Source organism: Spongiibacter sp. (genome assembly GCF_041602295.1).
Classification (GTDB): Bacteria; Pseudomonadota; Gammaproteobacteria; order Pseudomonadales; family Spongiibacteraceae; genus Spongiibacter.
In genome coordinates this window covers 70,240-81,452 of the sequence record NZ_JBFIGO010000004.1, presented here as the reverse complement: position 1 = coordinate 81,452, position 11,213 = coordinate 70,240, and the positions used below count along the sequence as shown (strand labels likewise).

Genomic DNA, 11,213 nt, shown 5'->3' with positions numbered 1-11,213 from the left:
GCAGAGCGTCGGGACGTCCTATCACTTTAGTCGCGGCGCGATTGAGAGCGGTTATATCGGTGTCAGTTACAGTAATTTGGACAGTAACTACGGTATTCCTGCCGGTGTTCATCACCACGAAGAAGAGGGGCACGAAGAAGGGCACGAAGAAGCAGCGCACGAAGAACACGCCGCGGAGCAAGAAGAGGGCATTCGTTTAGATATTCGTCAGCGTCGCTGGGATTTGGCTGGCGACCTTCATCTCGGCGGGTTTTGGGAGTTATTGCGCTGGCGAGCCGCCTACAGTGAGTATTCCCATATTGAAATTGAACCCAGCGGCGAACACGGGACGCAGTTTAGCCGCGATGCCAGTACCGCAAGGCTGGAGTTGTCACACAGCCCGCTGGGGCGCTGGCACGGGGCGATAGGGCTGCAGTATTTGGCTAGTGATTTTCAGGCCGTGGGTGAGGAAGCCTTTGTTCCGCCAAGCAAAAATCGGGCGTTGGGCGTCTTTGTGCTGGAAGATTTTCACGGTGACGGCTGGCAGCTGGAAGCGGGTTTGAGGTTGGATGCGGACGAGCTGGACGTGGCAAGTGCCGGGCGGGGTAGCGACTACCTGGGGGTGAGTGGATCACTCGCCGGTTTAGTGGATATTGGTGAGCACTGGTTGGGTTCGTTGTCGTGGGCGCAGTCGCGCCGCGCGGCAACTGCGGAGGAGCGTTATTCCAATATCGCTAATGCGCCGGGGGCGTGGGTGACGCACGGCGCGACGGCGGCGATAGAGCTGGGTAACGAGGCACTGCGCCGTGAAAAGTCTGACAATGTCGAGTTGCGTTTTCGCGGCGATTATCAGCGTGTTAATGCCGAACTCACGCTTTATTATAACCAGTTCGATGATTTTATTTACTTGCATAATACCGGCGACGAGTTGAATGGGGTGCCGGTTTTGCAGTATCGCCAACAGCCAGCGGTATTTCTGGGCGGGGAATATGATGTGGATATTCAATTGTTGCCCGCTGATTCCCCGGCCAGATTAAGCTTGGGCTTGTTTGGTGATTACGTGCGTGCTGAACTCGATGGCGGCAGTGATATTCCGCGCTTACCCCCGCGCCGCAACGGTTTGAAACTGGCTTGGCAGCAGGCATTGTGGGGTGGGGAAGTCTTTGCCGAAGGCCGGTGGTTGCTGGCCGCCAAGCAGCGTCGTCCCGGCGAGAACGAGCTGCCCAGCGACGGTTATCACCGCGTTGATGCCACTGTCGGCTGGACGATTAGTCAGAGTGGACGGCGTTACAGCGCGACCTTGCATGGCCGCAATTTGGGCGATGAGAAAATTCGCAGCAGCAGCTCTTTTATCCGCGATCAGGCGCCAGAGCCGGGGCGCAATATTGAGTTGGCTCTGCGTGTGGAGTTCGGCGGCTGAAGCCGGGTTTTGGCTATGGTATAGCGGGGCTTGCCCCGCTATTTTTTTATTTACCGGCCGCTGAGTTAACCTATGCTGAGGAGAGCCTGACTCCGCCATTGGTCGCGATGGACCTGATCGAGGCGCGATGTTGAGCGGCGCCGAGGGCTGCCCACGTCTGTCAGCAGGAGATGCGAGACTATGTTTCACCTTCGACAGCACCACGAAAAGCACCGCACTTCCCGAATCGCCTGGTTGCGGGCGGCGGTATTGGGTGCCAATGACGGGATCGTGTCTACGGCTAGTCTGTTACTGGGTGTTGCCGCTGCCGGTGCCGACAGTGGTACCTTGATGCTGACGGGTTTTGCCGGACTGGTTGCCGGCGCGATGTCGATGGCCGCGGGTGAATATGTGTCGGTTAGTTCCCAGGCCGATATTGAGCGGGCGGATATTGAAATTGAGCGCCGTGAGCTAGCAAGTAATCCCCTGCAGGAACATGAGGAATTGGCTGGCATCTATGTGCAGCGTGGTCTGGACAAGGAATTAGCGGACCAGGTGGCAGGCCAGTTGATGGCCCACGATGCCTTGGCAGCTCACAGTCGCGACGAGCTGGGCTTGTCGCCCAATCACCGGGCACGGCCGCTGCTGGCGGCCTTGTCTTCGGCCAGCAGTTTCGCAGTCGGGGGGGCGTTGCCGCTGATGCTGGCGCTGTGGTTTGCGCCGCCGCAGCTGCTGAGCGTGATGCCGCTGGCGATTCTGTTGTTTCTCGCCACTCTCGGCGCGAGCGCCGCCTATGCAGGCGGCGCACCGGTGTTGGTAGCGGCCCTGCGGGTGGCATTCTGGGGCGCTGCGGCGATGGCATTGACGGCGGCGGTGGGGCACAGTTTTGGCCTGCTACTTTAGCGGCTGAGCCGCTCAGTCGCTGACGATACCTGAATCGCGGCGCGCGCGGCCGGGTGACTGCCCTGTCCAGCGGCGGTAAGCGCGTTGGAAGGCGCTTTGTTCGGAAAAACCCAGTAAGGCCGCAATGTCTGCCAAGCTCAGGCTGGCTTCGACAATGTATTGCTCGGCGAGCGTTTTGCGCAGCTCATCGACCAGTTGGCGAAAACTCAGGCCTTGTTCCGCCAGTTGGCGCCGCAGTGTGCGCTGCGGCATCCCCAGTGCGCTGGCAATTGCGGGGAGCTCTGGTGTGCCCTGCTTGAGGCTGTCGACAACTGCCCGTTTGCAGTGCTGCAGCCATTGCGGCTGCTGTTGGTGCTGTAACTGCTGCAGCTGCTGCTCGCAGATACGGTCGAGAATTGCCAGTGCCTGGGTATTGGCAATCTGGATGGGCTGGTCCAGAGCGGCTTCGGGAACCACAAAACTATCTACATCGGCATCGAAGTAAATCGGGCAGCGGAAAAAACGCGCTAACTCGCTGCTGTCGGCCGGGGCACTGTGACGAAAATGAACCCGGCTGGCGACGGTGCTGGTGCCGGTGAACTGCGGAGCCAGCGTTTGTACGATGGCAAAGTTGAGCTCGGCATGGTGGTTGCTTAAGACAATGTTGTCGGGCAATAAACAGCGCCAGTGCAACACGACCTCGCCGTTTTCCTGACTGATTTCATCGCGAAAGGCGTCGTAGTCCAGACCTGAATAACGCACCATGCGCTGCAGTTGTTGCTGGCTGTTGGCGCAGGCCAGCTGTGCCAGCGCGCCGATTCCCACGTGGCCAGGGCGTACATGTTGCCCCAAGTGCAGGCCTAAGTGGGGGTCATCCAGTAAGGCCGCCGCGCGGTCCAGCATATTGGCGTAGGTGAGGTAGGGCAGGCGTTGATTGGCGTTGTCTAGAATGTCGACGCTGAGGCCCTGCTCGGCCAGCAGCTGAGCGGCCGGCAGGCGCTGGTTATCGCAGTAGTCAGTCAGCAGTCGCAAAAAGTGCACCGCAACGGTGTATTGCATGCCGTCTGTTTCACTGTCTGAGAGGACCTTGGACATGGTGTTGTGGGTGGCTGACTGAGGAACTTACCGCTAACTTACTACAGGATGTGGTGCGTATCACCTGTTGCTTTGCGGCCTTGCCGGTGGCTGGAGTCAATCAAGGTGGCGCTGAAGTCAAGAATAGGGATGTGTAGTGGCGCTATGCTAGGGTGCATCTGTGTCGCGATGAGGGAATGAACGATGCAAGTCTTAATAATAATGATGGCCGAGGTCGCGGCGTGAAGCGGCGGCGCGTGCTGGCGGCAGCGGGTGTAACTGCTGTGGCGGGGTTGGGCGGCGCTCTGCTGAGGCCCGGTGATAATGGCGGCCCCTACAGTGAATATTTTCGGGTCTTAAATCAGCAATTGAAACGCAGCGGACCGATGCGGCCAGTGATGGTGATTGACCTCGATCGCGTAGATCACAATCTGGCGCTGGTGCAGGACAGTTTGGCGCGCACCGGCAAGCACTATCGCATTGTTGAAAAGTCGCTGCCCTGCATGAAATTGCTGGAATATGTCTCGGCCAAGTCGGGCAGCAAGCGCTTGATGAGTTTCCATCAGCCGTTTCTCAATCACGATGCCCGGCAGATGCCCGATGCCGACCTGCTGTTGGGCAAGCCATTGCCGGTGCGCTCGGCAGAGCGTTTTTATGCCCAGCATCGCGGCCCATTCGATCCGCAGCGGCAGTTGCAGTGGCTGATCGATACCCCCGAACGCTTGGAGCAATATCGACAAATGGCTCTGAGTCTGGGCACTCAGCTGCAGGTAAATATCGAGATCGACGTCGGTCTGCATCGCGGTGGGGTCGACAGTAATGCGATGTTGGGACAAATGCTCGCGATCATTGCCGCTCACCCAGAGCAGCTGAGCTTCAGTGGTTTTATGGGCTACGACGCCCATGTCGGCATGGGCGTGCCGGCTATCCTCGGCAGCCCGGAAACCTTACTGGACAAAGCCATGGCCTTGTATCAGGGCTATGTTGACTTTGCGCGCAGCCAGTACCCGCAATTATGGCAGTCGGGTTTGACGCTGAATACCGGCGGCAGTCCCAGTTACCGTTTGCACGAGAATGAGCAGCTGAGTACGGAGGTTAGTGTTGGCACCGCGCTGCTTAAACCTAGCCATTATGATATCCCGACGCTAGCCGGCCATTTGCCGGCCGCATTCATCGCTACGCCGGTGATTAAGGCGGAGGGCGAGATCAAACTGCCGGCGCTGGATGACAAGTCGAAGATATTTTCTTGGTGGGATGTCAATCAGCGCCAGACTTACTTCGTGTACGGCGGGTATTGGCGGGCGGAATACGAGTCGCCCAAAGGGCTGCAGTTCAATGCTAACTTTGGCCACAGTGCCAATCAGGAGATCGTCAACGGCTCGCCGGCTACCGGTTTGGCGGTTGACGATCATGTGTTCCTGCGGCCGGAGATTAGTGAAAGCGTGTTGCTGGAGTTTGGCGATTTGCTGGTGATGCGCGGTGGTCGCATCATTGATAGCTGGCCGGTAATGCCGCAGAGCGTATGAGCACTTCCAGCCCGAGAGGCGGCATAAAGACAACAAGTGAGGAATTATTATGAGAGTCCTAGGCCTAGGTTTTACTGCCCTGACAGTGCTGGCATTGGCGGCCTGCAGTGGTGACAAAATGGCAGATGAAGCAATGGCGCCAGCGACGGTGACAGCGACATCCGCTGCCAGTATTGACGACCCGGTATTGCGCCGTACCTATCAAAGTTCCTGCATGGCTTGCCACGGTAACCCGGGCAGCGGTGCGCCACTGAGCGGTGATCGCCAAGCCTGGGCTTCGCGACTCGACAAGGGGATGGAGACGCTGCTGGACCACAGTATTGATGGCTTTAATTCCATGCCGCCTATGGGCTTGTGCCCTCAGTGTTCGGAAGACGATTTTGTGGCCTTGATCGAGTGGATGGCCGGAGTGAATGGGGAGTAATGCCGTGGCGGTAAGTCGCAGGAGTTTGATTAAACAATTGTCGGTTGCCGGTGCCGCGGCCGCGACAGCCAGTTGGAGCCCGGTCTCGGCAGCGGCGCGTCGCCGTCGCTTAATCCCCTGGTCGAACTGGTCGGGTGCCCAGCGCTGCATACCTGCCCAGCGGTTGGCGCCGACCAGCGAAGACGCCATCGCTGAGTTGCTGCGCAGCAGCTCGGGCGTGGTGCGCCCGGTCGGCGCCTCCCATTCATTTAGTGCTCTAGTGCCCACCGATGGCACCATGGTGTCCCTGGCTCAGCTCAGCGGCATGATTTCCCACAACGCAGAGACTCAGGAAGCGGAGTTCTGGGCGGGAACGCCGATGTCGCAGATGGGGGAGCCGCTGCACGAGGTTGGTCAGGCGCTGATCAATATGGCCGATATCGACTACCAGACTCTGGCGGGGGCCATTGCCACCTCGACCCACGGAACAGGCATTGATTTTGGCTGTTACTCGTCGATGGTCAGCGGCCTGCGTTTGATTACCGCCAGTGGCGAGGTGCTGGACTGCGACGCCGAGCATAATCCTGAGGTGTTTCGCGCTGCGCGGACCTCGCTGGGCGCGCTGGGAGTGATTAGTCGTATTCGCTTGAAAACCCGCGAGGCGTTTCGCTTGCACGAAAAGTCGTGGATACAAAACACCGAAGAGCTGTTGGAGAATATCGATACACTGGCCAGGGAGAATGACCGCTTTGAGTTTATTCCCATTGTGCACTCGGATGTCTCGATCTGTGTCACCTTGAATGAAACCACTGACAATCGCACCATCCCCGTTGAAACGGGCGGGGATGGCGACAAGGTGGCGCTGTTGCGAGCGGCGCATCACTATGCGGGCAGCCACCCGAAACTACGCGGGTCGCTGATCAATCTGCTGGCAAAACAGCAGGACCTCCCCGAGGCGATTGACCGTTCTTACAAGGTGTTCGCCAAAGTGCGAGACCAGCGATTTAATGAAATGGAATATACGGTACCTGCTGAGGCGGGCCCGGACTGCCTGCGCGAAATCCTGGCCTTGGTGCGCGATAAAAACCTGGACAGTTTTATGCCCATGGAATATCGCTACGTCAAAGCCGACGACATTCCGCTGTCCATGTTCCAGGGTCGCGACGGCTGCGCCATCTCCGTGCATCAGTCCTATGAAATGGACTACCACAATTTCTTTGCGGCGGTAGAGCCGATTTTCTGGAAGTACGGGGGGCGCCCGCACTGGGGGAAATTGCACAACCTCAATGCGGCGCAATTGTCCACGCTTTACCCGCAGTGGCAGGACTTTGTCACATTGCGTGAGGAACTCGATCCTCGTGGACGCTTCCTCAATGGCCACCTCGAATCGATACTGGGCGCCCGCTCTCGCTGCTAAAGAACGGTGCTGATGGTTATAACACACTGTATTTGTGACTAAGGAATATCACTATGACGTCGTCTATGTTTCGCCCGCTACTGTGCGCTGCAGGGATATTGGCTGCAAACGTTGTTCACGCTGAGACGCGGGTTATCGAAGAGGTGATTATCACCGCCCAGAAAACGGCTCAGAACTTACAAGACGTCCCTATTTCGGTGACGGCGGTGGATGGCCAGTTTATGCAGGACGCGGCAATTGGCGACCTGCAGGAATTGTCCGTGTTTGTGCCCAATGTGCGCATGGACGACAACGACCCCGGTTCGCCACAAATATTTATTCGCGGTTTTGGCACCAATACCTTTAATCCCAGTTTTGAAAGTTCGGTGGGCCTGGTGCAGGACGAGGTGTTTTTTGGTCGCGCGGGATATTTCACCGAGGCCATGTTTGATGTCGGCCGCATTGAAGTGCTGCGCGGCCCCCAGGGCACCCTGTTTGGTAAAAACACAGTGGCCGGTGTGTTTAACGTGTTCAGCCGCCCGGTGAGCGAAGAGCTGGCGGCCAATGCGGAGTTGCGCAGTGGCGAGCACGGCGAGCAGCGAGCGGAATTTGGCGTGGGCGGCAAGCTGACCGATTGGTTTGGCCTGCGCCTGTCGGCGCTGGATACACGTACCGACGGTGAGTTGCGCAATGGCTTTTTGAATCGCGATCAGGAGGAGTTTTCTCAGCAGGCCCAGCGACTGAAGTTGCTGTTTCAGCCCAGCGATGCCATGGAGTTAGAGCTGCTGGCGGTGAAGTCTGACACCGCCATGGCGTATTGGCCGAAACAGTTGAAGGCGCTGGACGCTGATACCCGCGATTACCTCGATGATTTTGACGCCGATATCGAAGATGACAGCGAAGACTTTAACACCAGCATGAACCGCGATGGTGAGCTGGAGAAGGGCTCGACCAGCTACAGCGCCAAGCTCACTTACAGCTTTGGCGAGGTTGGTGGGCTGAGCAATCTCGACATGGTTGCGGTGCTGGGCAGCAGCGAGTTTTTTGTCGAGCAGGATCAGGACCTGGATGTGTCACCGGCGGATTTGCTGATTTTGTTTAACCGCGAAGACTACCAACAGGACACCTTGGAGTGGCGCTTTACCGGTGAGGCCGACGGCCTGTTTGGCCTGGGTAATCACCTGCAATTTGTTGTCGGCGCTTTCTATTTTGACTCCGATTACGAGCTCAATGCGGCGGTGGAGTTGGGCGAAGATATTGACAGTTGGCTGAATACCAATGATGCCCAGCAGTTGGCTGGCGACGACGCGGCCTTGCTGCCGCTGCTCAGCCTGGCCGCGCAGACGACGGCAGATGATCGCTTTCGCTTTCACTATTTGCAAAATACCGAGTCCCTGGCGCTGTTCGGCCAGTTCAGCCTGAGCCTGGGGGATCACTGGGTGATTACGCCCGGCCTGCGTTACAACCGCGAAGATAAGCGTATCGACACCCTCGGCCAGGCCAGTTGCAGCAACAGCAATCCCCTGTTGCCGCCGGCAACCTGTGTGACGCCGTTTTTGCTGGGAACCCAAGACTACGACCGCCGGGGGCTGGAGCGCAATGAACGCGACTTGTCGCCCAAGTTGTCAGTCATGTATTTCGTCAATGACGAAGTCAATGTTTTCGGCAGTATTAGTCGCGGTTTTAAGAGCGGCGGCTTCAACGCGATCTCCTTTACCGGTGAAGATATCGAATTTGAAGACGAGAGTGCGACAACGGCTGAACTGGGGATGAAGGGGCGTTTCTTTGAGCGCACACTCAGTGTCAACGCAACGCTCTATCGCACCGAGTTTGACGACCTGCAGGTGCTGGCGTTCAACGGCGTATTCTTTGATGTAAGCAATGCGGCGACGGCGACCTCGACGGGCGTGGAGGTCGACTGGCAGTGGCTGAGCCCCTGGGAGCCCCTTTCGGTATCGGGCTCAATGGGCTTGCTCGATGCCCGCTACGACGAATATCAAGGCGCGCCGGCGCCGGTGTCGCAGGGTATTGACGAGCAGCAGGATTTGAGCGGTGAGCGCATTGCCTTTGCACCCGAAAGTAGCTTAACCGTGAGTCCAACCCTGAGCTTCCCTGTTGGCGATGCACTGCGTGTGACCGCCGGCATCGATGTGATTCACCAGGGCGAGCAGTACACCGACCTGGATTTGGATGACAATACCCGCGTAGCGGCCAATACCAAACTGAATCTGCGCCTGTCGCTGGCCAGCGTCGACGAGTGGTGGAGCGCCACCTTGGGGGTGAAGAATATCAGCGATGAGCGCACGCAAAACCAGGTGATTGACGCGGTGCTGTTTCCCGGTACCTATTACTCACAGCAAAACCCCGGCCGCCAGGTATACGGTGCACTGCGTTTAAACTGGTAGCAAGGCTATGTTTTTCTCTGCTAGCCGGTCGTCCGTTCGGATGGGGAGCGGTCGGCGCTTGATCTAGATCAATTCCCGGGGCGAAACGCGCGCTTACTCTGTGTTCCATTCACTGCCGCAGTACTTGCGGCAGTCAGGAATACCGAGGAATGCCCCGATGAATCAAGCGCTGCTCCAACCTTATATTATTCAAACCCACCCCTTGCCCGAGCGCTATGCCCGTGGCTGGCACTGTCTGGGGAAGGCCGACAGCTTTGGCGGTGAGCCCCAGGCACTCAACTATTTCGGCAGCAAATGGGTGGCGTTTCGCGGCGCTGACAGCGGCGAGTTGTTCGTTGTTGGCGGATACTGCCCGCACATGGGGGCCGATCTCAGCCGCGGTACCGTTTGTGGCAATTCATTGCGCTGTCCCTTCCATGAGTGGAGTTGGGGCGGTGACGGTGTATGTGACGATATTCCCTATGCCGATCGAATTCCGCCCAAGGCGATTATCCCCTCAATGCCGGTGATGGAAGAAAACGGTTTGGCCTTTGTTTGGTATGACCCCGAGGGCCTGCCGCCGATCCCCGAACAGCGTCCGCGCCGCAACCACGACTACTTCTCTGGTGAGTGGTCGGACTGGAATATTGCCGAATTCAACATTCATTCCAATTGCCGAGAGTTGGTGGATAACATGGCCGATATGGCGCATTTTGGTCCCGTTCACTACTCACAGGTTAAAAGTTTCAAAAACATTCAGGATGGCCACACCTACACCCAACTGATGTCGGGTGGTCATGAGATATTGGCTGATGAAGGGCAGGGGTTTAGCTCGGTGGCAACTTACGAGGGGCCGGCTTATATGACGACCACGATGGTCGGCAGCATGGAGGGTCGTGAGGTGACGACTCATCTATTGGTTAGCCACGTGCCGGTGGATATGGACGAATTTATTATTCGACTGGGAGTGATGGTTAAAAAAGACCCCAGCCTTAGCGATGACGAGAACGTGGCTATGGTCCAGGCCTATACCCAAATGAGTGTCGACTCCTTTGTGCAGGATGTCGAAATTTGGAACAACAAGGTACGAATCGACAATCCGCTAATGTGTGACGGCGATGGTCCGATTCATATGCTGCGCAAATGGTACAGCCAGTTCTATATGGATGTGGCCGATATCCCCGAGAGCCTAACGGCGTATAAAGAGCATGAGACGCGTATCAAGTATCCGCGCGCGCAAGGGGCGGAGTAGAGCCATGCCGTTAACGTGTGTGCAGGCCCTTGCCTATGTGGTGATAGAGAGCCGCGCGCCACAGCGCTGGCGTTCGTTTTTGACCGAGGTGGTCGGTGTTGAGCGCTTGCTTGCCGATGTTCCCGCTGCCTGGGACTACTACAAAATGGATGCCTATGTCTGGCGTATTGCCGTTTGTCCCGGCGACAAGGACGCTCTGCACGCGGTGGGCTGGGAAATTGATCCCGCCGTGGATCTAGACTGGCTCATTGGACAATTGAACGAGCGCGGATGCACCGCGCAGCGGCTTTCGGCTGAGCAATGTCAGCAGCGCAGGGTTTCTGCGGGTGTGGGTCTGTGCGATCCCAGTGGCCAAGTGGTTGAGCTGGTACAAAGCTGTGCGCTGGACTACTTGCCGCTGCGCAGTCCGGTCAATGTCGCCGCATTTGAAACCGGCTTTAATGGCGACATGGGCTTGGGGCACTACGTTTTGCCGACACGCCATCTTGATAACTGTGTGGATTTTTATCGCGAGTTGTTGGGTTTTGACTACACCGATTCGATGAATGTTGGCGGGCGGGAATTGCATTTTTTGCACGTTGATAACCCCCGTCATCACAGTCTCGCGATCTATCAGCACCCGCAGCCTCATCAGAGTGGCTGTGTACACCTGATGTTTGAGGTTAAGGATTTGGATGAGGTGGGCTTGTTTATCGACCGCTGCCGGGAGCATGACGTGGCGATCACCGCCTCTTTGGGTAAGCACTGTAATGACCAAATGGTCTCGGTCTATGTAGAGAGCCCGGGCGGCTTCGCCATCGAATACGGCTGCGCAGGGCTAAGGCTCGATTGGCAGCACTATCGACGCACCTTCAGTACTCGGCCCTCGCAGTGGGGTCACCATTGGCAGTCGCTATACAACAGAAATTAATGAGGTAG

Annotated in this window: 9 protein-coding genes; 8 read left to right on the top strand and 1 reads right to left on the bottom strand. The window is 57.5% G+C overall.

Features of this window, described 5'->3' with window-relative positions:
• Together ABYM29_RS01700 and ABYM29_RS01695 are read left to right on the top strand one after the other, a co-directional pair.
• Nucleotides 1–1,399: TonB-dependent receptor domain-containing protein (locus tag ABYM29_RS01700; RefSeq protein ID WP_372861315.1), on the top strand; the 1,399-nt coding region annotated here is incomplete at its 5' end.
• A gap of 180 nt (nt 1,400–1,579) precedes the next feature.
• Nucleotides 1,580–2,281: a VIT family protein gene (locus ABYM29_RS01695; RefSeq protein ID WP_372861313.1), complete on the top strand. Its 702-nt coding sequence runs from the start codon at nt 1,580–1,582 to the stop codon at nt 2,279–2,281.
• A 12-nt stretch (nt 2,282–2,293) separates the two neighbouring features.
• On the opposite strand, the gene ABYM29_RS01690 is transcribed toward ABYM29_RS01695, so the two are convergent.
• Nucleotides 2,294–3,319 (bottom strand): AraC family transcriptional regulator, encoded by a 1,026-nt coding sequence (locus ABYM29_RS01690; RefSeq protein WP_372861310.1) that lies wholly within the window; start codon nt 3,317–3,319, stop codon nt 2,294–2,296.
• Between the two features lie 212 nt (nt 3,320–3,531).
• On the opposite strand from ABYM29_RS01690, the gene ABYM29_RS01685 reads away from it, so the two are divergent.
• The 6 genes from ABYM29_RS01685 (at nt 3,532) to ABYM29_RS01660 (ending at nt 11,205) form a co-directional block, all read left to right on the top strand.
• On the top strand, nt 3,532–4,860 hold the full coding sequence (locus ABYM29_RS01685; RefSeq protein WP_372861308.1) for a DSD1 family PLP-dependent enzyme: 1,329 nt from the start codon (nt 3,532–3,534) through the stop codon (nt 4,858–4,860).
• A gap of 49 nt (nt 4,861–4,909) precedes the next feature.
• A complete protein-coding gene (locus tag ABYM29_RS01680) occupies nt 4,910–5,284 on the top strand; it encodes a cytochrome c5 family protein (protein ID WP_372861305.1) in 375 nt (124 codons plus the stop codon).
• 4 nt (nt 5,285–5,288) lie between these two features.
• Nucleotides 5,289–6,680 carry a D-arabinono-1,4-lactone oxidase gene (locus ABYM29_RS01675; RefSeq protein ID WP_372861303.1) on the top strand — a complete coding sequence of 464 codons (1,392 nt, stop codon included), beginning with the start codon at nt 5,289–5,291 and terminating at the stop codon, nt 6,678–6,680.
• 53 nt (nt 6,681–6,733) lie between these two features.
• Nucleotides 6,734–9,064 (top strand): TonB-dependent receptor, encoded by a 2,331-nt coding sequence (locus tag ABYM29_RS01670; protein WP_372861301.1) that lies wholly within the window; start codon nt 6,734–6,736, stop codon nt 9,062–9,064.
• Between the two features lie 157 nt (nt 9,065–9,221).
• Complete coding sequence (locus ABYM29_RS01665) at nt 9,222–10,295, top strand: Rieske 2Fe-2S domain-containing protein (protein WP_372861299.1); 1,074 nt, start codon at nt 9,222–9,224, stop codon at nt 10,293–10,295.
• 4 nt (nt 10,296–10,299) lie between these two features.
• Nucleotides 10,300–11,205, top strand: a complete 906-nt coding sequence (locus ABYM29_RS01660) for a VOC family protein (RefSeq protein WP_372861296.1) — start codon at nt 10,300–10,302, stop codon at nt 11,203–11,205.
• Nucleotides 11,206–11,213: the final 8 nt, after the last annotated feature.

What these genes read in the sequence shown, in the direction of transcription:
- ABYM29_RS01660 (WP_372861296.1), top strand. Translation starts at nt 10,300, where the DNA reads ATGCCGTTAACGTGTGTGCAGGCCCTTGCCTATGTGGTGATAGAGAGC.
- ABYM29_RS01685 (WP_372861308.1), top strand. Translation starts at nt 3,532, where the DNA reads ATGAACGATGCAAGTCTTAATAATAATGATGGCCGAGGTCGCGGCGTG.
- ABYM29_RS01670 (WP_372861301.1), top strand. Translation starts at nt 6,734, where the DNA reads ATGACGTCGTCTATGTTTCGCCCGCTACTGTGCGCTGCAGGGATATTG.
- ABYM29_RS01695 (WP_372861313.1), top strand. Translation starts at nt 1,580, where the DNA reads ATGTTTCACCTTCGACAGCACCACGAAAAGCACCGCACTTCCCGAATC.
- ABYM29_RS01680 (WP_372861305.1), top strand. Translation starts at nt 4,910, where the DNA reads ATGAGAGTCCTAGGCCTAGGTTTTACTGCCCTGACAGTGCTGGCATTG.
- ABYM29_RS01690 (WP_372861310.1), bottom strand. Translation starts at nt 3,319, where the DNA reads ATGCAATACACCGTTGCGGTGCACTTTTTGCGACTGCTGACTGACTAC.
- ABYM29_RS01665 (WP_372861299.1), top strand. Translation starts at nt 9,222, where the DNA reads ATGAATCAAGCGCTGCTCCAACCTTATATTATTCAAACCCACCCCTTG.